The sequence below is a fragment of the Kitasatospora sp. NPDC057738 genome, from assembly GCF_042798815.1.
Lineage (GTDB): Bacteria > Actinomycetota > Actinomycetes > Streptomycetales > Streptomycetaceae > Kitasatospora > Kitasatospora lactacystinica.
Map to the genome: position 1 here is coordinate 86,927 of NZ_JBHVJT010000017.1, position 23,871 is coordinate 110,797.

Sequence of the window (23,871 nt, forward strand, 5' to 3'; positions counted from 1 at the left end):
CGGTGGCCGCGGTCTCCCTGGGTTCGGTGGTGTTCTGGCGGGGTGCTGGTTGGTTTTGGGGGTGCCGGGCGGGCATCCCTTTTAACACAGGTGCTCGCTCCCCCTTCTCCGGTGTTCACGGAGAAGGCGCCGCGATCACAGGGCGCGTACCGCGCGAATCAGTGCGCCGCTACAGGCTCCGGCGCGTTCTTCAGCTCTTCGTCACCGGCTTCGGCGCTGTAGTCGGACGGCCTGGTCTCGTCCGGGAGCTCCGGCGCCTTGACCGCCCGCAGCACCAGGGTGAGCGCCACCGCGACGATCAGGTTGAGCGCGAAGGCGGTCAGGCCGATGTAGCCGATCTCGCCGATGCCGGGGATCCCGGCCGCGCTGCCGCCGAAGTGCTTGGTGGCCGGGCTGGCGATCCCGTACGCCTTCCAGGTGCCGTACACCATGCCGGCCGCCCAGCCGGCGAACAGCGCCCAGTGGTGGAACCAGCGGGTGAACAGGCCGCCGACGATCGCCACGAAGGTCTGCAGGATCCACAGGCCGCCCAGCAGCTGGAGGTTGATCGCGGCCTGCTTGTCCATGCCGAGCACGAAGGCCAGGGCGCCGACCTTCACCAGCAGCGAGACCAGCTTGGCGATCCGGGTCTCGTCGGCGGGGGTGGCGGAGGGCTTGAGCCAGTCCTTGTAGACGTTGCGGGTGAACAGGTTGGCCGCCGCGATGGACATGATGGCGGCCGGCACCAGCGCGCCGATGCCGATCGCGGCGAAGGCCACGCCGGTGAACCAGTCCGGGAACATGTCCGCGAACAGCTGCGGCACCGAGAGCTGGGCGTTGTAGCCCTTGACGCCCTTGCCCACGCCCGCCGCGATCGCCATGAACCCGAGCAGCGCCAGCAGGCCCAGCATCAGCGAGTACGCGGGCATGATCGCCATGTTGCGGCGCACGGTGCTGCGGGACTTGGAGGCCAGCACGCCGGTGACCGAGTGCGGGTACATGAACAGCGCCATCGCCGAGCCGAGGGCCAGCGTGGCGTACGTCCACTGGCTGCCGTGCGGGACGGTCAGCGACCCCTTGGCGCCCGGCGCGCTGAACTTGTGCGCGGCGGCGTCGAAGATGTGCCCGTAGCCGCCGAGCCGGATCGGGATGTAGATCACCGCGACGATGATCACGATGTAGACGAGGGCGTCCTTGACGAAGGCGATCAGCGCCGGGGCGCGCAGGCCGGAGGAGTAGGTGTAGGCGGCCAGCACGCCGAAGGCGATGAACAGCGGCAGGTCCTTGACGAACCAGTTGGCGTTCTCCCCGCCGCCGACCCCCAGCACGTCCAGCACGGCCTGGATGCCGACGAGTTGCAGGGCGATGTACGGCATGGTGGCCAGGATCCCGGTCAGCGCGACGACCAGCGACAGCGGCCGCGAGCCGTACCGGCCGCGCACGAAGTCGGCCGGGGTCACGTAGCCGTGCACCCGGGAGACCGACCAGAGCCGGGGCAGGAAGAGGAAGACCAGCGGGTAGGCGACGATCGTGTACGGCACCGCGAAGAAGCCCGCCGCGCCGGTGGCGTACACCGCCGCGGGGACGGCGACGAAGGTGTACGCGGTGTAGAGGTCGCCGCCGAGCAGGAACCAGGTCACCCAGGTCCCGAAGCTGCGCCCGCCCAGGCCCCACTCGTCCAGGTGCGCGGCGTTGTCCGCGCGGCGCCAGCGCGAGGCGAGGAAGCCCATCACGGTGACCAGGGCGAAGAACAGCACGAAGACCACGAGGGCCGGCACGTTGACGTCCTTCATCGCGCACCGCCCGTCCGGGCCGCCTTGCGGGCCTTCTCGTCCCGGGTGATCAGCAGGTAGGCGGCGACCGTGAACACGGCCGACACCGGCACCCAGAGCAGCTGGTACCAGTAGAAGAAGGGCACCCCGGCCACCGCCGGTTCGCTCTTGTCGTACGAGGACACCCAGAGCATCGCGACGATCGGCACCAGCAGGGCGAGGCCGGCCAGCACCCGCTCGGGCGTCACGGCCGGGACGGGCCTCCCGGCTGGCTCGGGCATGACATCTTCGAGGGTGAGGGGATCAGACGGCATCTTCGGCTCCGCTCCGGAGGGTTCCCCGTCGGCGCCGCAGCCCGGTCGGCGCCGAGCGCCGCACGGGCCCGCCGAGCAGCACCATCGGTGATCGGCAGTCAGGTCAGTACGGCTGCGCAATCTAGAGCATGGGGTGATCCATGTCACCGGAATTGACGGAACTTCCCGCCAGTCGGACGCAACCGACCGGTTGTTCACCGCCGGACGACGGAAACGCGCTGCCGAGGCGGGACGTGAGGCGCCGTCACCGTTCATGCGGTGCGGAACGCGAAAGGCGCCGGCGCGCGGGTCCTGCGCGCCGGCGCCCGAGGTGCGGCGGGGGAGTGCGGCTGCTCCGGGTGCTGCCGTCGGCCCGGACGCTCCGGCTACTCCGGACGCTTCAGCCGGGTGATGAACTTGTAGCGGTCGCCGCGGTAGATCGAGCGGACCCACTCCACCGGATCGCCCTCGGCGTCGAAGGAGTGCCGGGACAGCTGGAGCATCGGCAGGCCGAGGTCGGAGCCGAGCAGGCCGGCCTCGCGGGGGTTGGCCAGGGTGGTCTCGATGGTCTCCTCGGCCTCGGCCACGGTGACCCCGTACACCTCGCGCAGCGCCGCGTACAGCGAGTTGTGCTTGGCCAGGTTGCGGCGCAGGGCCGGGAAGCGCTTGGCGGACAGGTGGGCGACCTCGATGGCCATCGGGTCGCCGTTGGCCAGCCGCAGGCGCTCGATCCGCAGCACCCGGCCGCCGGGCTTGATGTCGAGCAGCGGGGCGAGCCGGTCGTCGGCGGTGATGTAGCCGATCTCGATCAGCCGGGAGGCGGGCTCCAGGCCCTGCGCCCGCATGTCCTCGGTGTAGGAGGTGAGCTGGAGGGCCTGGGCGACCTTGGGCTTGGCGACGAAGGTGCCCTTGCCCTGGATGCGCTCCAGCCGGCCCTCGACGACCAGCTCCTGGAGGGCCTGGCGCACGGTGGTGCGCGAGGTGTCGAACTGGGCGGCCAGCGCGCGCTCGGGCGGCACCGGGGTGCCGGCGGGCTGGGTCTCGGTGAGCTGCAGCAGGTGCCGCTTCAGGCCGTAGTACTTGGGGACGCGCGCGGTCGGGTCGGTGCCGGCCTGCGTCGGGAGGTTGTTCACCTCGGGGTCGTTGACCTGGGCGGTGGATCCCCCGTCGCTGCTCATCGGACCTGTTCTCCCGCTTCTCGCGAGGCCTTCAGCGACCCCGCCACATCGTTAACGGCTCACATCGTTGCATGTATGGCTACGGAACGAATACCTCATCACGCGATGAACGATGTGCGGTGTCGGCTTGATAACGGGTGGTCGAGATCGGTCGAACAGCCGTTGACAGGCCCATTGGTCTAGGCCAAGCTCCAGGCAGCTGGTCTACACCACTAGACCGGTAACTATGAATCCCCCCACCCGTTCGATGGGGTCCGCGGCACCTTTCCCCCCGCTTTGTGTGGGTCTGCCGCTGCCGCCCGACGGGGGCAACCCAGGCATCCCTCAGGAGGATGGCGTGAAGCGTCAGCTCATCGCGGCGGTCGGCGTCGCAGCAATGGTCGTCGGCCTGGCGGCTTGCAGCTCGGACGGCAAGAAGACCGAGGGCGGCTCGTCCGCGGCGGCCAAGAACTACGACGGCAAGACCCTGACCGTGTGGCTGATGGACGGCTCGGCCCCCAAGGGCTGGGAGGACAGCGTCAAGGCCGACTTCGCCGCCGCCTACCCGGGTGCCAAGCTCGACATCCAGACCCAGAAGTGGAACGGCATCGGCCAGAAGGTCACCGCCGCCCTCTCCGAGGGTTCGGTGGACGTCCTGGAGATCGGCAACACCCAGACCGCGGGTTACGCGGCCACCGGTGGTCTGCTCGACATCACCAAGGACAAGGCCGACCTGGGTGGCGCCGACTGGGCCGCCAACCTGAACGAGTCCTCGATCATCGACGGCAAGCAGTACGCCGCCCCGTGGTACTTCACCAACCGCGTGGTGACCTACAACAAGGACATCTGGACCAAGGCCGGCATCACCACCCCGCCGAAGACCCTGGACGAGTTCTACACCGACCTGGACAAGGTCAAGGCCGTCCCGGGCGTCACCGACGCCCTCTACATGCCCGGCCAGGAGTGGTACGCCTACTTCGGCCTGCTGACCAGCGAGGGCGGCAAGCTCGCCAAGAAGGACGGCGACAAGTGGGTCGGCGGCCTGTCGAGCCCCGAGGCCCAGAAGGCCTTCGAGACCTACAAGAAGCTGCAGAGCCACTCGACCACCGCGCCGAAGGACAAGGACGAGGCCACCCCGCAGCAGAAGGACGTCTTCGCCAAGGGTGACATCGGCACCATCATCGGTCTCGGCTGGGAGGTCCCGAAGCCCGAGGAGCTGGCCGCCGACAAGATCGGCTACTTCCCGCTCCCCGGCGCGACCGCGGACAAGCCCTCCAGCGTCTTCCTCGGCGGCTCGAACCTGGCGATCGCCCAGCAGAGCAAGAACCCGGAGCTCGCCAAGGGCTTCCTGAAGATCGCCATGAACGACAAGAACGAGGGCCTGATCGCCTCCTCGGGTCTCATCCCGAACAAGGTCGCGCTCAACAGCAAGGTCACCGGCGACTTCGCCAAGGCCGCCCTGCCGGCCTCGCTCAACGGTGCGACCACTCCGAACGTTCCGACCTGGACCAACGTCGAGAACGAGCCGAACCCGATCAAGGACTTCCTGACCTCGGCGCTGAACGGCGACTACGCCGCCGCGGCCAAGAAGGCCGACGACGAGATCGCGAAGCGTCTCAACCAGAAGCAGTAAGGCAGTCGAGCGGCGTCGCTCACCGGCTCCCGGGGGGGGGTCGGGGAGCGACGCCTTCCGTCGTGGTCGGGTTTGCAAGGAAGAGAGAACGATGGCTGCGCAGTCGGAACGGGTGCAGACACAGTCCCCGGAACCAACGAATTCCGTGGTGGCGTCGACAGACAAGTCCACCACCCCCGGTGCCGAGCGCACCCCGAGGAGGAGCGGCAGACCGTCGGACGGGCCCAGTGCGGCCTCCAGGTTCGCCCCCTACCTACTGCTGCTGCCGGCCATCGCGGCGACCCTCGTCCTGCTGGTCTGGCCGCTGATCGAGACGGTGGTGGTCTCGGCCCAGAACCTCAACAGGCGGCAGTTCATCCAGCACCTGACCGAGTGGACGGGCTTCTCCAACTACACCGATCAGCTGGGTAGTTCGGAGTTCTGGTCGATCACCCTGCGCACGGTGGTCTTCACGCTGGTCAACGTCGTGCTGATCATGGTGTTCGGCACGCTGGTCGGCCTGCTGCTCAACACCCTCGGCAAGCGGATGCGGCTGCTGCTCTCGGTCGGCCTGCTGCTGGCCTGGGCGATGCCGGTGGTCGCCGCGACCACCGTCTACACCTGGCTCTTCGACCAGAACTTCGGTGTCGTCAACTGGTTCCTGGACAAGCTGGGCTGGCACGCCATGGCCCACTTCAACTGGACCAGCGGCCAGTACTCCACCTTCTTCGTGATCATCCTGCTGATCGTGTGGCAGTCGGTCCCGTTCGTGGCGTTCAACATGTACGCGGGCCTGACCACGATCCCCAAGGAGCTCTACGAGGCCGCCCGGATGGACGGCGCCGGCTCGGGCAAGATCTGGACCTCGGTGATCTACCCGATCATGAAGCCCTTCCTCCTGGCCACGACCTTCCTGGAGGTCATCTGGGTGTTCAAGGCCTTCACCCAGGTCTACCTGATCAACAAGGGCGGACCGGACGGCCTGACCCGCACCCTGCCGGTGCACGCCTTCCTCGAAGGCATCGGGTCGCAGCACTTCGGCGTCGGCTCCGCGATCGCGGTGCTCACCATCGTGATGCTGGGCGCGCTGATGGCCTACTACTTCCGCATCATTCTCAAGCAGGAGGACGAGCTGTGAGGCGCTCGCTCATCGGACGCACCTGGCCGAACCTGATCGCGGTCGTCCTCTTCGTCTTCTTCATCTTCCCCGTCTACTGGATGTTCTCGACCGCGTTCAAGCAGAACAAGGACATCGTCAGCCGGGACCCCGTCTTCCTGCCGCTGAACGGCACGTTCGAGCACTTCGACCGGGCCGTGCACGTCCCGAACTTCTGGACGTACGTCAGCAACAGCCTGATCGTCACCGTCGGCGCGGTGCTCGGCTCGCTGGTGATCGCCACCCTGGCCGCCTTCGCGATCGCCCGGATGCGCTTCCGCGGCCGCAAGGGCTTCGTCCTGGTCGTGATGGCCGCCCAGATGGCGCCCTGGGAGGTCATGATCATCGCGGCCTACCTGATCGTCCGCGACAACGAGATGCTCAACAGCCTGGTGCCGCTGACCGCCTTCTACCTGATGATGGTGCTGCCCTTCACGATCTGGACGCTGCGCGGCTTCATCGCCGCCGTGCCCAAGGAACTGGAGGAGTCGGCCATGGTGGACGGCTGCACCCGCACCCAGGCCTTCGTGAAGGTGATCTTCCCGCTGCTCGCCCCCGGCCTGATGTCGACCTCGCTGTTCGGCTTCATCACCGCGTGGAACGAGTTCCCGCTGGTCAACATGTTGAACAAGAACGAGACGGCGCAGACCCTCCCGGTCTGGCTCTCCTCGTTCCAGACCGCGTTCGGCACCGACTGGGGCGCGACCATGGCCGCGTCCACCCTCTTCGCCGTGCCGATCCTGATCCTGTTCATCTTCCTGCAGCGCAAGGCGGTCAACGGACTGACCGACGGCGCAGTGAAGGGCTGAGTCAACGTGAGCATCCTCGTTCCCACCGTGCCGGACAGCGACCAGCTGCACCGTGACGCCCTGACCGTCCTCCAGCCCGGCTTCGTCGGCACCGAGCCGCCGGAGTGGCTGCGCCGCCACCTCGCCGCGGGCCTCGGCTCGGTCGCGCTGTTCGACCGCAACGTGGTCGACCTCGACCAGCTGTCCGCGCTCACCGGTGCGCTGCGCGCCGAGAACCCCGACCTGCTGATCGCGATCGACGAGGAGAGCGGCGACGTCACCCGGCTGGAGGCGGGCTCCGGCTCGTCCTGGCCCGGCAACCTCGCGCTCGGCGCGATCGACGACCCGGCGCTGACCCGGGACGTCGCCCGCGAGCTGGGCCGGGCGCTGGCCGCGGCCGGCGTCAACTACAACTGGGCGCCCACCGCGGACGTCAACTCCAACCCGCGCAACCCGGTCATCGGGGTCCGCTCCTTCGGCGCCGACCCCGAGCTGTGCGCCCGGCACACCGCCGCCTGGGTGGAGGGCCTGCAGTCGGCCGGCGTGGCCGCCTGCTCCAAGCACTTCCCCGGCCACGGCGACACCGCGGTGGACTCGCACCACGGGCTGCCCGTCATCGACGTCGACCTGGACGTGCTGCGGGCCCGTGACCTGATCCCGTTCCAGGCGGCGATCGCGGCCGGCACCAAGGCCGTGATGACCGCCCACATCATGATCCCGGCGCTGGACCCGAAGCTGCCCGCCACCCTGAGCCCGGCCGTGCTGCGCGACCTGCTGCGCGCGGCCCCGGCCGACGGCGGCCTCGGCTACCAGGGCCTGATCGTCAGCGACGCGATCGAGATGGGCGCCATCGCCGACACCTTCGGGATGGGCGAGGGCACCGTGCTGGCCCTGGCGGCCGGCGCGGACGCGATCTGCGTCGGCGGCGGGCTCGCCGACGAGGAGACCGTGCTGATGCTGCGCGACGCCATCGTGGCGGGCGTGCGCTCCGGCCGGCTCGCCGAGGAGCGGCTGGCGGACGCGGCCGCGCGGGTGCGGGCGCTGGGCAGCTGGGGCCGGATCGCGGCCCAGGGCGAGCGGGTCGAGCCGGACCTGGCGGTCGGTCTGCGGGCCGCGCGCCGGGCGCTCAGGGTGGTCCGGGCGCCGGGCCTGACCGTGCCGCCGGTGAGCGAGCGCCCGTACGTGGCCTCGTTCTCGGACGAGCCGAACATCGCCGTCGGCGACGTCACCCCGTGGGGTGTGGCGGGCATGCTGGCCGACCGCTTCCCCGGCACCCGCACCCGCGAGGTGTCGGCGGCCGACGCCGCGCCGGAGCTGCTGGACGCGCTGGTCGACGAGGTGCTGGCCGCCGCCGAGGGCCGCCGCCTGGTGCTGGTGGTCCGCGACGCGCACCGGCACGGGTGGATGGCCGCCGCGCTGGGCCGTCTGGTGGCGGCCCGGCCGGACGCCGCCGTGGTCGAGATGGGCCTGCCCCAGTCCGAGCCGGTCGGGGCGCTCCACATCGCCACCCACGGCGCCGCCCGGGTCTGCGGACTGGCGGCCGTGGAGGTCCTCACCGGGCAGCCGGGAGCGATCGGCTGAACCGTTCGACGAGACGTCACCGGCCGTGTCCGGTGGGCGTCGGCCAACGGGCCCGTCATGCGCATGTCGCATGGCGGGCCCGTTCCGTTTCCCCGGCGTTGACCTGCGGGTTCGTCGAGTGACCGTGTTCCCTCAAGTGGGCCTTAAATCCACCTTAAGGCCCACTTAGGGTGACGGAACGACAACTGGCGGCCACGCGGTACAACAGCTCTGCAACGGCCGTCCCAAGGAGGGCTTTTGGTCGTTGACACCACCTATGGTCTAGGCCAGAGTCCAGACATCCGGTTCGAGATTCAACCTCGCCGGATGTGGTATCGGCCCACCCCGAAGCTCTTCGCCGCCCCCTGTCCGGACTCTCCGCCGCGGGCGCCAATCACGCTGCCGGCGGGCAAGACGGCTCTACAACCCTCGGAGGACGGCGTGAAGAAGCGTCAGCTCATCTCGACGCTCGGGACCATGGCACTGGCAGTCGGTCTGACGGCCTGTTCCTCGACCGCGAAGCCGGCGGGCGACAGCGGCGCGGGCGGTTCCGCGGACCCGAAGGCCGCCGGCGGCACCGTCACCGTCTGGCTGATGGACGACGCCCAGAAGAACTGGCCGGACCTGGTCCAGCGGGTCAACGACGAGTTCGCGGCGAGGTACCCGAACGTCAGCCTCAAGCTCGTGTACCAGGGCTGGGCCGACAAGGTGGGCAAGCTCGACAAGGCCATCGCCGACGGCAACGCCCCCGACGTGGTCGAGCTGGGCAACACCGAGACCATGAAGTACGTGCTCTCCGGCGCGCTGGCCCCGGTGGACCGCAGCACCTTCGACAACTCCGACAGCTGGATCAAGGCGCTCGCCAACACCTGCACCTACCAGGACAAGCTCTGGTGCGTGCCCTACTACGCCGGCTCCCGGGTCGCCATCTACAACTCCGCCGCCTTCCAGCAGGCCACCGGCAGCGCCGACTTCCCGAAGACCGAGGCGGACCTGCTGGCCGCGCTGGACAAGGTCGCGGACCGCAACAAGGCCGACAAGACCTACTCCCCGCTCTACCTGCCCGGCCCGTACTGGTACGCCGCGATGAGCTACGTGGCCGCGTACGGCGGCAGCATCGCCAAGTTCGACAGCTCCGGCAACTGGCACGGCACCCTGCACGACCCCAAGTCCCAGCAGGGCGTCAGCCACTTCGTCGACCTGGTGCGCAAGTACAACAAGGGCGACCTGACGGTGAACGAGCAGAACCAGTTCGAGTCGATGGCCCGCGGGCACGCCGCGTCCTTCTACGGCAACGGCTACGAGGCGGCCAGCGTCACCGCCCCGGTCACCGGCGACCCGAGCCTCAAGGACGCCGTCAAGGTGGCCACCATGCCCGGCCCCGACGGCAAGCCGCTGCCGACCTTCATCGGCGGCTCCGACCTCGCCGTCACCGCCAAGTCCCAGCAGGTGGCGCTGGCGACCGACTGGATCCGGATGTTCACCAGCACCAAGTCCGAGCAGGCGCTGGCCGACAAGGACATCCTGCCGAACAACCTGACCCAGCTGAACCCGCTGAAGAACAAGCCGACCACCGCCGCCGCGGCCAACGCCGTCCCGGACGCCTGGTTCACCCCGCTGGCCCCCGGCTGGGCCGCGGTCGAGAAGCAGAAGGTCATCCCGGACATGCTGACCGCGATCCTCAAGGGCAAGTCGGTGGACCAGGCCACCAAGGAGGCCGACGCCGCGATCGACCAGCTGATCAACAAGGCGTCCTGACCTTCCGTCGCGCCCGCGGCCACGCGCCCCTCCCGACCGTGCGGGCGCGTGCCGCGGGCGTGCGCCGCCGGGGCGCGCCGGGTGCGCGCGGGCGTGCGGACGGAGGTGCCCGGCGGCAGGTGCGACCGTAGGATTGCCGCACGAAGGACCGCAGCGAGTGTGCGGACTCGCCGCCGTGGAGGTCCCCGCCGGGCAGCCGCCCGAGCGGGGTCGAACCGTCTCATCGGAGGCAGACCCAGATGTCCGACCCGCAGACCGTTCCCGTCCCCGGCCGGATCATGGCGGCGGAGATGGCCGAGCAGCCGGCCGTCCTCCGGCGCATCCTCGACGAGGGCGCCCCGAAGATCCGCGAGGTCGCCGCGCAGATCGCCGCCCGCAACCCGCGCTTCGTCCTGCTCACCGCGCGCGGCACGTCCGACAACGCCGCGCTGTACGCCAAGTACCTGATCGAGATCCTGCTCGGCAAGCCGGCCGGCCTGACCTCGATGTCCACCACCACCGCGTACGGCGCCAAGCCGGACCTCACCGACGTCCTGGTCGTCACCGTCAGCCAGTCCGGCGGCTCGCCCGACCTGGTGGCCTCCACCAAGGCGGCCCGCGAGGCCGGAGCCATCACGCTCGCGGTGACCAACAACGCCGCCTCGCCGCTGGCCGAGGTCTCCGAGTTCCACATCGACGTGCTGGCCGGCCCGGAGAAGGCGCTGCCGGCCACCAAGACCTACACCGCCGAACTGCTGGCGCTCTACCTGCTGGTCGAGGGCCTCGCGGAGGCATGGGGGCACTCCCGGCCGAGGGCCGGGGGAGGCTCGGCCGCCGAGGAGCTGCCGGGCCTGGCCGCCGGGGTGCTGGCCCGCAAGGCGGAGGTGAAGGCGCTGGCCGAGCGCTACCGCTTCGCCCAGCGCCTGGTCATCACCTCGCGCGGCTACGGCTACCCGACCGCCCGCGAGGCGGCGCTCAAGCTGATGGAGACCACCTACATCCCGGCCACCCCGTTCTCCGGCGCCGACCTGCTGCACGGCCCGCTGGCCATGGTGGACAACGTCTCGCCGGTCATCGCGATCGTCCCGGACGGCAAGGGCGGCGAGGCCCTCCAGCCGGTGCTGGACCGGCTGCGCGGGCGCGGCGCGGACCTGATGGTGGTCGGGCAGCAGGCGCAGGTGGAGGCCGCCTCGGCGGGCTTCGCGCTGCCGGCCGGCGTGCCGGAGGAGGTGCAGCCGATCCTGGAGATCCTGCCGCTGCAGCTGCTGGCCTACGAGATCACCATCGCCCGCGGCCAGGACCCGGACGCCCCGCGCGCCCTGGCGAAGGTCACCGAGACCAGGTAGGCCCCCGCGGACGCGATTCGGCCCCGGTCCACAGGCTGTGGACCGGGGCCGAATCGCTGAGCGGCCGGACGTGGTTCAGGGGGGCCGAAAACACTACGGGCCACGGCGCCGACACGGGACCCTCAACCCATGCGGCACCGCAGCCCGGAGCTGTCGTCGGGCACCGGATCCGGTCGAGAACTGTGCGGGGTCCTCGATCGTCGGCGTCCGACCGAGGAGGGGCCGCGCGCGGTCAGGGCAGTTGCGCGGGGGCCTCTCCTTGGTGCTCTTTCATTGTGGACTAGACCAATCTCGGTTGTCCAGGCCTCTCGGAAAATTGGTCTAAACAACTCCGGAGGGTGCGCGGGAGGGCGCGCAGGAGGGTGCACGGCAGGGCGTGCGGCAGGGCGTGCTGAAGGGCGTGCCGAAGGGCGTGCCGAAGGGCGTGCGGCAGGGCCCCGCAGGGCCCGCCCACCGGTCCGCCGCGCCCCGCCCGGACCGGCGGCGCTACCCTCGCCATGTGCCCTCGCTGAACGAACTCGTCCGCCGCCACACCACCCTCACCGGGGCCGATGTGGAATGGCTCCACCACCTGGTCTCGGAGTGGCAGCTGCTCTCCGACCTCTCCTTCGCCGACCTGGTGCTGTGGATCCCCACCTGGGACGGCATCCGCTACGTCTCGGTGGCGCAGATGCGGCCCAACACCGGGCCCACCTCCTACCAGGACGACATGGTCGGCCACCTCGTCCCGCGCGGCCGCCGTCCGCTGCTGGACGCCGCCTTCGACGAGGGCCGGATCGTGCGCGAGGGCGACCCGGAGTGGCGCGAGGAGGTCCCGGTCCGGGTCGAGTCGATCCCGGTCCGGCGCGAGGGCAAGGTGCTGGGCGTGATCGCGCGCAACACCAACCTGCTGACCGTGCGGACCCCGAGCCGGCTGGAGCTCACCTACCTCCAGAGCGCCTCCGACCTGGCCCAGATGATCGCGGCCGGCTCCTTCCCCTACCCCAACGTCGAGCAGGCCGACATGGACGCCGCCCCCCGGGTCGGCGACGGCCTGATCCGGCTGGACGCGGACGGCATCGTCACCTACGCCAGCCCCAACGCCCTCTCCGCCTACCACCGCCTCGGCCTCACCACCGACCTGGTCGGCAGCCACCTCGGCCGGGCCACCGCCGATCTCGCCCCGCCGTCCCGCTCGGCCGTCCACGAGGCGCTGGTGAAGCTGGCGAGCGGCTGGGCGCCCCGGCAGACCGAGGTGGAGGCGCAGGGGGGAGTGGTGACCCTGCGGGCGATCCCGCTCAAGCCCAAGGGCACCCTGACCGGTTCGCTGGTGCTCTGCCGGGACGTCACCGAGCTGCGCCGCCGCGACCGCGAGCTGATGACCAAGGACGCCACCATCCGGGAGATCCACCACCGGGTGAAGAACAACCTCCAGACCGTCGCGGCCCTGCTGCGGCTGCAGTCCCGCCGGATGGAGTCGGAGTCCGGCCGGGCCGCACTGGACGAGGCGGTGCGCCGGGTCGGCTCGATCGCGATCGTGCACGAGACGCTCTCCCAGGCGCTGGACGAGCAGGTGGCCTTCGACGAGATCGCCGACCGGGTGCTGGCGATGGTGATGGAGCTGTCCCAGGACGGCCGGGTGGCGACCCGGCGCACCGGCAGCTTCGGCATCCTGTCCGCCGAGGTGGCCACCCCGCTGTCGATGGTGCTGACCGAGCTGCTCCAGAACGCCCTTGAACACGCGTTCGGACCGACCGCCTCCGGGAACCTGGAGGTCAGTGCCCTGCGCGGGCGGGCGCCGGCGACCGGCGCGGGCTGGTCGGAGAGCTGGAACGGTGGCGCCCGGCCGGAGGAGTACCTGCTGATCACGGTGCAGGACGACGGCCGCGGCATGCCGGAGGGCTTCGACCCGAAGACGGCGGGCAACCTCGGGCTGCAGATCGTCCGGACGCTGGCCACCGGTGAGCTGGGCGGCACCTTCGACATGGTGGCCGGCCCGGACGGCGGGACCAAGGTGGTCCTGGAGATCCCGGTCCGCTGAGGTCCGGTGCGCGAGGCCCGGTGCGCGAGGCCCGGTCCGCTGTGGCCCGGTCCGGCGGGATCCCGCCGGGAATCCGTGGCGCGAAGGCGTACGGACACGCGCGAAGGTGTGTGGCGGGGGCGCGTGCTCGGATCAAGCGCCGGGTCCGCGCTCCGCACTCCGGAGTGCGGAACCAGAGCGTGGGGCCGGACGCGCAACCGGGACGCCGAGTCGGGATGCCCGACCGGCGTGCCCGACCGGGGTGCGGAAACAGAAACGAGGCCCTGTCGACCGGGGGGGGTGGGTCGACAGGGCCTCTCAACCCGTTCCGGCCGTCGGGGGGAGTCGGCCGGAGCGGGGGCTCTGGGTGGTGCGACACCTCGCCGGTGCGTTGCACACGGTGAGCGCCACAGCTCCACGATATTGCTCTCAGTGAACAGTATCAAGTGTCTGGGCGGGTCCGGTGTCGCGGGACCCGGCAGGGCAAGGTCCTTTGTGCGGAAGGCTTCACCAGGAGGTGCAGGGAAGCCTTTGATCATGTGTCGATCGGTACTGCGGTCACTGCTGGTGCTACGGCGTGTGATCGCTGGGCGATCAGGCGGTGCGGGCCCGGTTGCGGGCGGCGCGGCGCTTCATCGCGCGACGCTCGTCCTCGCTCATGCCGCCCCAGACGCCGGCGTCCTGGCCGGTCTCGAGCGCCCACTGGAGGCACTGCTCCATCACCGGACAGCGGCGGCACACGGCCTTGGCTTCCTCGATCTGCAGCAGAGCAGGACCGGTGTTCCCGATCGGGAAGAACAGCTCCGGGTCCTCTTCGCGGCAGACAGCGCGGTGGCGCCAGTCCATGGTCGTCCAACTCCTCCTGCCGCGGGGGGTGGCCCGATCGGCACAATCGAATGGCTTGTGAATGTGAACGCTTTCACGAATCCCGCAACAGCAAAAGAGACCAAAGGCCCGTCGGGCCCGGGTGGTCTGTGCTGGGGGGGATTCGGCGATTCGAGGGACACCCCGCGGTCGGCGCTCCTGTGGTTCCGGAGTTGCCGTCGCTGCGATGTGTCCCGATCGCCATGTAGAGGTTCGCAAACCTCGGGCTCGGATACAACCCCCTTCGGGGAGGAATTTTGGATTCTTCGGTGTCGCCTAGCTCACAGCCAGTACTTCTATGGAGTGAAGGGGGCTTGTGCGTTCGAGAAGAAGGAGGAACCCCCCTTCCAGTCACACAATCACACGCAGTGCCCGCCGTACGCCTGTGAAACTGACGCGACTCCTGTCTCCAAGATGGTCCCCGTCGACCTGGAACGGCGCCGGTTCCTCCGAAACCAAGGTGAAGTGTCTGACGTCGTGATAGGAGACGACGTGCTTCCCGGAAGGGCCCATCGGAGGGGCGCCGTCACCCGAAGGCGCGTACGACCGCAGGATCTGACGGACCGTTCGAGCCGTGCCGAACGCCGTCATCCGGGTGATGCCGAAGACGTCCAGATCCGTGTCGAAGGAGGCGAGCGGTGAGGGGTAGACCGGCCGGTTGCCGAGGAAGGTCCAGGGCGAGGTGTTGCTGACTATCGACAGCACCAGGCCCGGAACCCGTTCGCGGCCCGGCATTTCCAGGGAGATCGGGCCGGAGCGGCGCTGCTCACGCTGGGTGAAGTAGTGCCGCAGGGCCTGGCCGACGTACAGGGCGTGGGTGGACTTGCGCCCGGCCCGGCGCTGCTCCTCGACCCGGCCGACCACACCGGCGTCGAAGCCGAGGCCGGCGGTGAAGGTGAACCAGCGGTCCGGCAGGCCGTCGGTCATCGCCTTGCCCAGCCCGATCGGCCGCTCCCGGCCGTGCTCCAGCGCGTCCAGCAGGGCACCGGTCGCCTCGACCGGGTCGTTGGGCAGGCCCAGCGCGCGGGCGAACACATTGGTCGAACCGCCCGGCACCACGGCCAGTCGCGGGACCTTCTCGCCCGGGCCGTGCGCCAGCAGCCCGTTCACCACCTCGTTGACGGTGCCGTCCCCGCCCAGCGCCACCACCAGGTCGACCGTGCCGTCCTCCGCCGCCCCGCGGGCCAGGTCGCGCGCGTGGCCCCGGTACTGGGTCTCGGCGACCTCCAGCTTGAGATCGCTGCGCAGGGCGTGGATCAGGACGTCCCTGGTCCGGCCACTGGTGGTGGTGGCCTTGTGGTTCACGACCAGGAGAGCGCGCATGGGGAAAGCCTACGGGTCGGTACGGACCGACCGGCGGCTACCCTGCTGGAGTGACCGCAGAAACCTCCGCACCCGCACCCACGGCCGGCGCCGGCCGACCGGCCTCCCTGACCCTGGGCGCCGCCATCACGGCCCTGGAGGGCATCGCGCTGGCCGTCGTCGGCGTCCTGGACATGGTGGCCGCACTGTCCGGCCAGGCCAAGCAGCTGGCCCTCAACGAGTTCGGCGGAGCGGTCATCGTGCTGCTCGGCGTGCTGCCGGTGCTGGCCGCCCTCGCACTGCTCAAGGAGCGCCGCTGGGGCCGCAGCCCGGCGGTGCTGACCAACTCGATCTGCCTGCCGGTCGCCTACTACATGTTCGAGAGCGGCGGCACGGCGATCGTGTTCGGCGTGCTGATCGGCGTGCTCGGCCTGGTGGGCATCGGCTGCCTGCTGAACCCGAAGTCGACGGCGGCCCTGTACGCCCCGTCCGAGAACTAGGGGCGTACAGGGCCGGGGCAGGGGATCGGACGGCCGCCGAGCAGGAGCTGAGCGGCCGTCAGTCCTACTCCTCCACCAGGAGCTTCTCCCGCAGCTGGGCCAAGGTCCGGGCGAGCAGCCGGGACACGTGCATCTGGGAGATCCCCACCTCGGCGGCGATCTGCGACTGGGTCATGTTCCGGAAGAACCGCAGCACCAGGATCTTCTGCTCCCGGGGCGGCAGTTGGGCCAGCAGCGGCTTGAGCGACTCGCGGTACTCGACGCCCTCCAGCGCCTCGTCGGTCGCGCCCAGGGTGTCCGCGACGGCCGGCGACTCGTCGTCGCTGTCCGGCACGTCCAGCGAGAGCGTGGAGTACGCGTTGGCGGACTCCAGGCCCTCCAGGACGTCCTCCTCCGAGATCCCCAGGTGCTCGGCCAGCTCGTGCACCGTGGGGGAGCGGCCGTGCCGCTGGGAGAGCTCGCTGGTCGCCGTGGTGAGCGACAGCCGCAGCTCCTGGAGGCGGCGCGGGACCCGCACCGCCCAGCCCTTGTCGCGGAAGTGCCGCTTGATCTCCCCGACGATGGTCGGCGTCGCGTAGGTGGAGAACTCGACCCCGCGCTCGTGGTCGAAGCGGTCCACGGACTTGATCAGGCCGATGGTGGCGACCTGGGTCAGGTCGTCCAGCGGCTCGCCCCGGTTGCGGAAGCGCCGGGCCAGGTGCTCGACCAGCGGGATGTGCATCCGCACCAGCTGGTTGCGCAGCTCGACGCGCTCCGGGGAGCCCTCGGGCAGTGCGGACAGCCGGACGAACAGCGCGCGGGCGGCCTCCCGGTCCGGGGCGCCGGTGCGGTGCGAGCCCTGGGCGGGCACGGCGCTGTGCGGCTCGGCCTCGACCGCCGGGTCCGTCTCGCCCGCCGGGTCCGGCGGGGGCACGGAGGCAGGCGTCGGCTCGGACGTCGGCTCGGTGGGGTGGCTCATCCGCTGGGCGTCCTTCGGGTGCGCTTCGTCGTTGGCGGCGAGGCCGGGAACGCTCGCCTGGGTCGGTACGGCGGGTCCCGCCGTCGCGAGGCCGGTACGGTCCAGATCACTCACGGCCATTCCCCCGTTCCGTTCCGGGAGCACCGGGGCCGGTGGCCCCGGAATCGTCTCGTTGGTCGTACCGCGTGGGTGGCGGTACCGGGAGCCGTCCGTCGGAACCCCGGTCGGGGGAGCGGCGGACGGCCCTTGCGCGGGTGGTGCTCGGTGCTGCTCGGTCGTGCGGTTCGGTCCGGCGCCCGGCTAGTGGGCGGGGGACCCGCCGCGCTTCTTGTTCAGGCTGATCGACACGGTCTTGTCCGCGCCGACCGAGGAGTCGACCTCGCCGGCCAGGGCGGAGAGCACCGTCCAGGCGAAGGTGTCCCGCTCGGGGGCCTTGCCGTCGGTGGTCGGGGCCGAGACGGTGACCTTCAACGAGTCGCCGACCAGCCGGAACTCGCAGGACAGTACGGACCCGGGCACCGCCTGCTGGAGCAGGATGGCGCAGGCCTCGTCGACCGCGATCCGCAGATCCTCGATCTCGTCGAGCGTGAAGTCCAGCCGGGCCGCCAACCCGGCCGTCGCTGTTCGCAGGACGGAGAGGTAGGCCCCCGCTGCGGGCAGCCGGACCTCCACGAAGTCCTGAACACCGAGATCGCCGTCGATCTGGGACACCCTTGCCTCCTGGGTGGCGCGCTGTGCTTTCTTGGTACCCCGCTTGTTACCGCTTGCTACCCCCGTAGGGGGCCCGGCGTCACGCATCCACCATCGCTCTGCCCTCCGCACCCCGGTTCGGGAGTTACTCATGGTAAGGCATTGCGACGCAGGGTGGCAGACCCTTTCGCCGGTCTCCGGACGGCCGTTCAGCGCCGCCCGGCTTCGGCCAGGGCCTCGCCGGTGAGCCGGTAGACCGTCCACTCGTCCATCGGCACCGCGCCGATCGCCTTGTAGAAGTCGATCGAGGGCTGGTTCCAGTCCAGGACCGACCACTCGACCCGGGAGTAGCCGCGCTCGACGGCGATCCGGGCGAGCTCCAGCAGCAGCGCCTTGCCGTGGCCGCCGCCGCGCGCCTGCGGACGGACGTACAGGTCCTCCAGGTAGATCCCGTGAGTGCCGCGCCAGGTCGAGAAGTTGCGGAACCACACCGCGAAGCCGACCGGCTCGCCGGTGGCCTCGTCCTCGGCGATCAGCCCGAACAGGGCCGGGTTCTCGCCGAACAGGGCGTCGTGCAGCTGCTCCTCGGTGGCCTTCGCCTCGTGCAGGGCCTGCTCGTAGTCCGCGAGTTCGCGGATCATGGCGTGGATGACGGGAACGTCGGTGGCGACGGCGGTGCGGATCATGCCTGTGAGCCTACTGCTCGGGACCCGTCTCGTCCCAGGCCTGGACGGAGGTCTGGTCGACGATGCGGCCGTCCCGCAGCACGGCCATCGAGGACATCAGCACCCGGACGCCGTCGGGGTACCGGCAGGACTCCAGGAAGGCGGCGTGGTCGCCCTGGACCACCACCTGTTCCAGCTTGTGGGTCATCTCGCGGCCGTAGACGTCGTCCAGCATGGCGCCGATCTCCTCCCGGCCGTGCATCACCAGGGGGTGGCTGGGCTGGGTCTTGCGATCGACCATGCGCAGTTCGGCGTCCTGCGCGTAGAGCGCCAGGAGGGTCTCGGCGTCGCAGCGCTCGATGCCCTCGCGCAGGGCGCGGGTGTCGAAGGCGCCGGGGGTCGCCATCGTGGTCATGATCTCGCTCCTCCGGTCGGGTTCCGTCGGCTCGTACCTTGAGCGTACGCCCGCGGCCACCGCCCCGGAGGAGCGGACCGGGGGCCGTCAGCGGGCCGGCACGGTGCGCAGGTACTCGGCCAGCGCGCCGACCGCGGCCGGGTTGCGCGGGCTCTCCACCAGGTCGACGTAGTCCATGACGAAGATCCGGTCGTTCCTGACCGCGGAGACGTTGGCCAGCGGCGGGAAGGACTTCAGGAACTTCCGCTTCTCCTCGGCCCCGGGCGTCGCGTAGTCGTTGATCACGATCACCTCCGGGTCGCGCTGCACCACGCCCTCCCAGCCGGCCGTGACCCAGGTGTCGGCGAGGTCGCCCATGATGTTGCTCCCGCCGGCCTTGGCGATGATCTCGTTGGCGGCGGCGAACTTCCCGGCGGTGTACGGCTTGTCCTGCCCGCTGTCGTACAGGAAGACGGACGGGCGGCGCTCGGGCTGCGGGACGGCGGCGATCTGCGCCTTGAAGTCCGCGATCAGCCGGTCGGAGCGGTCCTTGACGTCGAAGATCTCGCCGAGGTTGGCCAGGTCGGTGTAGAGGGCCTCCAGCGGGTCCATCACGCCGCGCTCGGTGCCCTTGCCGCTGCGGCAGGACTCGCTGAGCACGTACGAGTCGACGCCGAGCGCCTTGAAGGCCTGCGGGGTGACGCCGGCGCCCTCGTCGAAGCCGTAGTGCCAGCCGGCGAGGACCAGGTCGGCCCGGGCGTCGAGGGCGATCTCCTTGGTGAGCACCTTCTTGGAGAGCCAGGTGGTCTGCTGGTAGCCGTCCTTCCAGGCCACCTTGTCGATCCGGCCCTTGTCGTCGGGCATCACGTAGCCGGCCATCCGGTCGGCGAGGCCGAGGGAGAGCATCAGCTCGGTGATGTTGACGTCGTTGGTCACCACCCGGGCGGGCTTCTGCGCGAAGGTGAGCTTCTGCCCGCAGTTGTCCACCGTCACCGGGTAGTGGGCGGAGGCGGTGGCGGCCTCCTTCGGGGCGATCTCGGCGCCGCAGGCGGTGAGTCCGAGGACGAGCAGGGCGGCGGTGGCAACGGCCTTGGTGCGCAAGGTGGTTCCTCTGGGCAGGCGGGACGGGTCAGGAGGAGGGGGCGAGCCGGTCGAACAGCAGCTGGAGGGCGCCGGTCTCCGGGTGCCGCACCGGGGTGGCGCGGACGCCGAACACCTCGGCCAGCAGGGCGGGGCGGAGCACCTCGTGGGGCGGGCCGGAGGCGACGATCCGCCCGGCCCGCAGCACGTAGACCAGGTCGCAGTGGCCGGCCGCCAGGTTGAGGTCGTGCAGCGCGGTGAGCACCGTCGGGCCGGCCTCGCGGGCGAGCGCCAGCACCTCCAACTGGTGGGCGATGTCGAGGTGGTTGGTGGGTTCGTCCAGCACCAGCAGGCGCGGTTCCTGGACCAGCGCGCGGGCGAACAGCACCCGCTGCTTCTCGCCCCCGGACAGGCTCAGGAAGCCGCGCTCGGCGAGGTGCCCGGCCCGGACCTTGCGCAGCGCCCCGGCGCAGCGCTCCGCGTCCCCGTCGGCCGGGGAGCCGAAGCCGCGGCGGTGCGGCAGCCGGCCCATGGCGACCACCTCGGCGACGGTGAAGTCGAACTCGGCGGAGTGCTCCTGGGTCAGCGCGGCCACCCGGCGGGCCGTGTCGCGGGCGCTCAGGGCGTGCAGGTCGTCGCCGGCCAGCCGGACCACGCCGCCGGCCGGCTTCAGCACCCGGTAGACGCAGCGCAGCAGGGTCGACTTGCCGCTGCCGTTCGGGCCGACCAGCCCGACCACCTGCCCGGCGGCGGCCGCCAGGTTCACCTCGTGGACCAGCCGGGTGCCGGCCAGCTCCACCGAGACGGCGTCGACGGCGAGGTCCTGGGCCCGCGCCGGGTCGGGCGCGGCCGGGCCGGTCGGGTCGGTCGCCGTGGTCACGTCGGTCACCGGGTTCCTCCGAGGGCCTGGCCGCGGCGGCGCATCATCAGCAGGAAGGCGGGCACGCCGAGCACCGCGGTGAACACCCCGACGGGCAGTTCGGCGGGTGCCAGCAGGGTGCGCGAGGCGATGTCCACCCAGACCAGCAGCAGTGCCCCGGCGAGCGGCGCGATCACCAGCACCCGGCGGTGCCCGGCGCCGACCAGCATCCGCGCCAGGTGCGGCATCAGCAGCCCGACGAAGCCGATCGCCCCGCTGACCGCGACCACGGTGCCGGTGACGGCGGCGGTCACCACGAACAGCTCGCGGCGCAGCCGGTCCGGGTCCACGCCGAGCGAGGCGGAGGTCTCGTCGCCCATGGCGAGCGCGTCCAGCCGTCCGGCGGCGCAGGCCAGGTACGCGAGGCCGGCCACCACCGTGACGGCGGCGATCGGCACCTTGCCCCAGGTGGCGCCGCCGAGGCTGCCGAGCAGCCACATCATGGCGTCCCGGGCGGCCTCGCCGCGGTCGGCGGCGAAGACCATCAGGGTGGTGGCGGCGGAGAAGCCGTAGGACAGCGCGGTGCCGGTGAGCACCAGGCGCAGCGGGGTGAGTCCGTACGCGGTGCGGGCGGCGAGGTAGACGAGCGTCATGGCGGCCAGCGCGGAGCCGAAGGCGGAGGCGGAGATCGCCCACACCCCGAGCGAGGCGAAGGCGCCGAAGAGCAGGACGGCGTTGGCGCCGACGGCCGCGCCGGAGGAGATGCCGAGCACGAAGGGGTCGGCCAGCGCGTTGCGCACCAGGGCCTGGACGGCGACCCCGCAGGCGGCGAGTCCGGCGCCGACGACGGCGGCCAGCACGGTGCGCGGCAGCCGGATCTCCCAGACGATCGCGTACGCGGCCGCCTCGTCCGCGTCCAGCCGTCCGCCGGTCAGCCCGGCGCCCAGCAGCCGCAGCACCCGGGGCAGGCCGAGTCCGGAGGAGCCGAGGGCGACCCCGCAGAGCAGCGACAGCAGCAGGGCGGCGACGAGGCCGGCGGCGAGCGGGACGACGGGTATTCGACGGGTGGGCGGGCCGACTGCACGGTCCACGACTGCACGGTCCACGGGTGCGCCTTGCCTCGGGCCGCGGGTGCGCCGGGGCGGGCGCCGGCCGAAGGCGTGCCTGGGCGCCGTTCCCCTCGCAGTCCGCGGCGAGTTGTCGGGAGTTCAGCGGCCGGGGGCGATCGGGCTGGCGCGGGCCGTACGGGCTGGTACGGGCCGTGCTCACCGTTGCGGGTCAGCGCCGGATTCACACCGGACTTCCCCCTCGGACGCCCTGGCAGCATAACAGCCACTCAGGGCAGGCAACCCTTACCGGCCCTGGGCGGGCCGGGAACGCGCGACCGCCCCCGTCCGGCGGTGCGGACGGGGGCGGTCGGGTGGCGACGCGTCAGGCTCAGGCCTGCTTGGTCTCCCAGAAGATCTTGTCGACCTCGGCGATCAGGTCCAGCAGGGCCTGGCCGGTGGCCGGGTCGGTGGACGCCTTGGCGGCCGAGGCGGCCTTCAGGGTGTCGTTGATCAGCTGGTGCAGCTGCGGGTACTTCTCGAAGTGCGGGGCCTTGAAGTAGTCGCTCCACAGCACCGAGATGTGGTGCTTGACGGCCTCGGCGCGCTGCTCCTTGATGATGATGGCGCGGGCGCGGAAGTGCGGGTCCTCGTTGGCCTGGTACTTCTCCTGGGTGGCCTTGACCGACTCGGCCTCCAGCTTGGCCTGCGCCGGGTCGTACACGCCGCAGGGCAGGTCGCAGTGGGCGTGGGCGGTGGCGCGAGGTGCAAACAGACGAGAGAACATGGGAGTCCTTCCTTAGATCGTCTTCCCGCGCCCGAGATTACCCTTCCGGCCTCGCCGTTTCGCGATCGGGCGGCGGGCCTAGGGCAAAAGACGGACCAGGAACCGGGGTAATCCGGACATCGGACCGGTGACGGTCCGTACGGCAGACTGGGGGCGGGCGGAGCAGGAGGAGGAGTCGTGGCGCGGAGCACGCGACCGCAGGACGCCGGGGCCGGGGGGCCGGACCGGGGCGGCGCGCTGCCGTTCGGACTGGTCGACGTGGCGGGGCCGTCGATGGCCCCGACCCTGCGCGAGGGCGACCAACTGCTGGTCCGCTACGGCGCGCCGATCCGGCCGGGCGCGGTGGTGGTCTTCCGGCACCCCTTCCAGCAGGACCTGCTGGTGGTGAAGCGGGCCGCCGAGCGCCGGGCCACGGGCTGGTGGCTGCTCTCCGACAACCGCCCGGTGGACAGCGACAGCCGCAGCTACGGCGCCGTGCCGGACGAGCTGGTGCTCGGCCGGGTGCTGCTGCGGCTGCGCCCGAGCCCGGTCTGGCTGGCGCCGGGGCGCCGGCTGGAGCGGCTGCTGCTCACCCCGCGGCTGGCCCGGGTGCCGGGCCTCGCCCGCCGGCTCGGTGCCTGGGTGGAGGACGTCTAGGACCCGCCCCGGGCCGCCGCCTCCGCCTCCTGGCGCTTGCGGGCCCGGTAGGCGGCCACGTTGGCGCGGGTAGCGCAGCGGTCCGAGCAGTAGCGGCGGGAGCGGTTGGTCGAGGTGTCCAGGTAGGCGTTGCGGCAGGGCGCGGCCTGGCAGATGCCGAGCCGGTCGGCGCCCAGCTCGGTCAGGTGGACGGCCAGGCCCATGCAGGCGACCGCGGTGAAGTGCGCGGTGGCGGTGGGGGAGTTGTCGGCCAGGTGCAGGTGCCAGCGCGGTCGTCCGGCGTCGTCCAGGTAGTCGTGCCCGGAGACCAGCGGGCTGACCGGGTACTCCATCAGCAGGCTGTTCAGCAGGTCGACGCCGCGGATCTCGTCCCCCTCCGCGGCGGCCTCGAAGACCCCGCGCAGCCGGGTCCGCACCGCCCGCAGCCGGGGCAGGTCGGACTCGTCGGCGAGCGCTGCGGCCCGCGCGGAGTCGGAGAACAGGCCGCGCACGGCCTCCACGGAGGTCAGCGTGTCGGTGCCGCGCTCGGGCTCCTCGGTGTTCACCAGCCGAACGGCGAGATCGGCGTAGGCGGCGAGCTCCACAGGGGTCCTTCCAGGTTCGGTAACGGGCTGACTGCCTCCAGCCTATTACCCGGGCGGAGCTCCGGCCTCTTTTCCCTGGCGGGAGGGCGTCGGCGCCCGGCAGGAGC

The 23,871-nt window shown here is 71.1% G+C and carries 23 protein-coding genes and 1 riboswitch; of the genes, 9 read left to right on the forward strand and 14 right to left on the reverse strand.

Annotated features, from left to right (window positions below; translation table 11 throughout):
* Positions 1-158: 158 nt before the first annotated feature.
* The 3 genes from mctP to ACFVGO_RS12000 all read right to left on the reverse strand — a co-directional run bounded on the left by mctP (position 159) and on the right by ACFVGO_RS12000 (position 3,222).
* Positions 159-1,772 (reverse strand): monocarboxylate uptake permease MctP, encoded by a 1,614-nt coding sequence (gene mctP / locus ACFVGO_RS11990; protein WP_359904553.1) that lies wholly within the window; start codon positions 1,770-1,772, stop codon positions 159-161.
* Positions 1,769-2,032, reverse strand: a complete 264-nt coding sequence (locus ACFVGO_RS11995) for a DUF3311 domain-containing protein (protein WP_359904550.1) — start codon at positions 2,030-2,032, stop codon at positions 1,769-1,771. The genes mctP and ACFVGO_RS11995 overlap by 4 nt, the downstream gene beginning before the upstream one ends.
* Before the next feature lie 398 nt (positions 2,033-2,430).
* The gene (locus ACFVGO_RS12000; protein WP_355261095.1) at positions 2,431-3,222 is read right to left on the reverse strand and encodes a GntR family transcriptional regulator; all 792 of its coding nucleotides are present in this window, start codon (positions 3,220-3,222) and stop codon (positions 2,431-2,433) included.
* Between the two features lie 337 nt (positions 3,223-3,559).
* On the opposite strand from ACFVGO_RS12000, the gene ACFVGO_RS12005 reads away from it, so the two are divergent.
* The 7 genes from ACFVGO_RS12005 (at position 3,560) to ACFVGO_RS12035 (ending at position 13,420) form a co-directional block, all read left to right on the forward strand.
* Positions 3,560-4,834 (forward strand): extracellular solute-binding protein, encoded by a 1,275-nt coding sequence (locus tag ACFVGO_RS12005; RefSeq protein ID WP_359904549.1) that lies wholly within the window; start codon positions 3,560-3,562, stop codon positions 4,832-4,834.
* 91 nt (positions 4,835-4,925) lie between these two features.
* Complete coding sequence (locus ACFVGO_RS12010; RefSeq protein WP_380355817.1) at positions 4,926-5,951, forward strand: carbohydrate ABC transporter permease; 1,026 nt, start codon at positions 4,926-4,928, stop codon at positions 5,949-5,951.
* On the forward strand, positions 5,948-6,778 hold the full coding sequence (locus tag ACFVGO_RS12015; protein WP_380548221.1) for a carbohydrate ABC transporter permease: 831 nt from the start codon (positions 5,948-5,950) through the stop codon (positions 6,776-6,778). Before ACFVGO_RS12010 ends, ACFVGO_RS12015 begins: the two co-directional genes overlap by 4 nt.
* 6 nt (positions 6,779-6,784) lie before the next feature.
* Entirely contained in the window at positions 6,785-8,338 is a 1,554-nt protein-coding gene (locus ACFVGO_RS12020) for a glycoside hydrolase family 3 protein (RefSeq protein ID WP_359904540.1), read from the forward strand.
* Positions 8,339-8,794: 456 nt separating this feature from the next.
* Positions 8,795-10,075, forward strand: coding sequence for an extracellular solute-binding protein (locus tag ACFVGO_RS12025; RefSeq protein WP_359904537.1), 1,281 nt, complete (start codon positions 8,795-8,797; stop codon positions 10,073-10,075).
* Between the two features lie 239 nt (positions 10,076-10,314).
* A complete protein-coding gene (locus ACFVGO_RS12030; protein ID WP_359904534.1) occupies positions 10,315-11,400 on the forward strand; it encodes an SIS domain-containing protein in 1,086 nt (361 codons plus the stop codon).
* Positions 11,401-11,899: 499 nt separating this feature from the next.
* A complete protein-coding gene (locus ACFVGO_RS12035; RefSeq protein WP_359904532.1) occupies positions 11,900-13,420 on the forward strand; it encodes a PAS domain-containing sensor histidine kinase in 1,521 nt (506 codons plus the stop codon).
* Positions 13,421-13,993: 573 nt separating this feature from the next.
* On the opposite strand, the gene ACFVGO_RS12040 is transcribed toward ACFVGO_RS12035, so the two are convergent.
* Together ACFVGO_RS12040 and ACFVGO_RS12045 are read right to left on the reverse strand one after the other, a co-directional pair.
* Entirely contained in the window at positions 13,994-14,245 is a 252-nt protein-coding gene (locus ACFVGO_RS12040) for a WhiB family transcriptional regulator (protein ID WP_014138019.1), read from the reverse strand.
* A 369-nt stretch (positions 14,246-14,614) separates the two neighbouring features.
* Positions 14,615-15,586: a diacylglycerol kinase family protein gene (locus tag ACFVGO_RS12045; RefSeq protein WP_359904529.1), complete on the reverse strand. Its 972-nt coding sequence runs from the start codon at positions 15,584-15,586 to the stop codon at positions 14,615-14,617.
* Positions 15,587-15,636: 50 nt separating this feature from the next.
* On the opposite strand from ACFVGO_RS12045, the gene ACFVGO_RS12050 reads away from it, so the two are divergent.
* The gene (locus tag ACFVGO_RS12050; RefSeq protein WP_359904526.1) at positions 15,637-16,065 is read left to right on the forward strand and encodes a hypothetical protein; all 429 of its coding nucleotides are present in this window, start codon (positions 15,637-15,639) and stop codon (positions 16,063-16,065) included.
* Positions 16,066-16,129: 64 nt separating this feature from the next.
* Here the strand turns inward: ACFVGO_RS12050 and ACFVGO_RS12055 are convergent, their stop codons facing one another.
* From ACFVGO_RS12055 to sodN, 8 genes are all read right to left on the reverse strand, one after another.
* On the reverse strand, positions 16,130-17,143 hold the full coding sequence (locus ACFVGO_RS12055; protein ID WP_380355824.1) for a SigB/SigF/SigG family RNA polymerase sigma factor: 1,014 nt from the start codon (positions 17,141-17,143) through the stop codon (positions 16,130-16,132).
* A 180-nt stretch (positions 17,144-17,323) separates the two neighbouring features.
* Positions 17,324-17,734 carry an anti-sigma regulatory factor gene (locus ACFVGO_RS12060; protein ID WP_359904520.1) on the reverse strand — a complete coding sequence of 137 codons (411 nt, stop codon included), beginning with the start codon at positions 17,732-17,734 and terminating at the stop codon, positions 17,324-17,326.
* 188 nt (positions 17,735-17,922) lie between these two features.
* Positions 17,923-18,399, reverse strand: a complete 477-nt coding sequence (locus tag ACFVGO_RS12065; protein WP_359904517.1) for a GNAT family N-acetyltransferase — start codon at positions 18,397-18,399, stop codon at positions 17,923-17,925.
* Positions 18,400-18,409: 10 nt separating this feature from the next.
* The gene (locus ACFVGO_RS12070; RefSeq protein ID WP_359904514.1) at positions 18,410-18,793 is read right to left on the reverse strand and encodes a nuclear transport factor 2 family protein; all 384 of its coding nucleotides are present in this window, start codon (positions 18,791-18,793) and stop codon (positions 18,410-18,412) included.
* Between the two features lie 87 nt (positions 18,794-18,880).
* Positions 18,881-19,873, reverse strand: a complete 993-nt coding sequence (locus ACFVGO_RS12075; protein WP_359904511.1) for an ABC transporter substrate-binding protein — start codon at positions 19,871-19,873, stop codon at positions 18,881-18,883.
* Positions 19,874-19,901: 28 nt separating this feature from the next.
* Positions 19,902-20,651 (reverse strand): ABC transporter ATP-binding protein, encoded by a 750-nt coding sequence (locus ACFVGO_RS12080; RefSeq protein ID WP_380355833.1) that lies wholly within the window; start codon positions 20,649-20,651, stop codon positions 19,902-19,904.
* Between the two features lie 86 nt (positions 20,652-20,737).
* Complete coding sequence (locus tag ACFVGO_RS12085) at positions 20,738-21,802, reverse strand: FecCD family ABC transporter permease (RefSeq protein ID WP_380355828.1); 1,065 nt, start codon at positions 21,800-21,802, stop codon at positions 20,738-20,740.
* Positions 21,803-21,909: 107 nt separating this feature from the next.
* Positions 21,910-22,060: riboswitch (cobalamin riboswitch) on the reverse strand.
* Between the two features lie 88 nt (positions 22,061-22,148).
* Positions 22,149-22,544 (reverse strand): superoxide dismutase, Ni, encoded by a 396-nt coding sequence (gene sodN, locus ACFVGO_RS12090; RefSeq protein ID WP_045699892.1) that lies wholly within the window; start codon positions 22,542-22,544, stop codon positions 22,149-22,151.
* Between the two features lie 273 nt (positions 22,545-22,817).
* Between sodN and sodX the strand changes: the two genes are divergently transcribed.
* Positions 22,818-23,180 carry a nickel-type superoxide dismutase maturation protease gene (gene sodX / locus ACFVGO_RS12095; protein WP_380631482.1) on the forward strand — a complete coding sequence of 121 codons (363 nt, stop codon included), beginning with the start codon at positions 22,818-22,820 and terminating at the stop codon, positions 23,178-23,180.
* Here the strand turns inward: sodX and ACFVGO_RS12100 are convergent.
* Positions 23,177-23,764, reverse strand: coding sequence for a CGNR zinc finger domain-containing protein (locus tag ACFVGO_RS12100; RefSeq protein ID WP_359904503.1), 588 nt, complete (start codon positions 23,762-23,764; stop codon positions 23,177-23,179). The two genes, sodX and ACFVGO_RS12100, sit on opposite strands and share 4 nt — an antisense overlap.
* Positions 23,765-23,871: the final 107 nt, after the last annotated feature.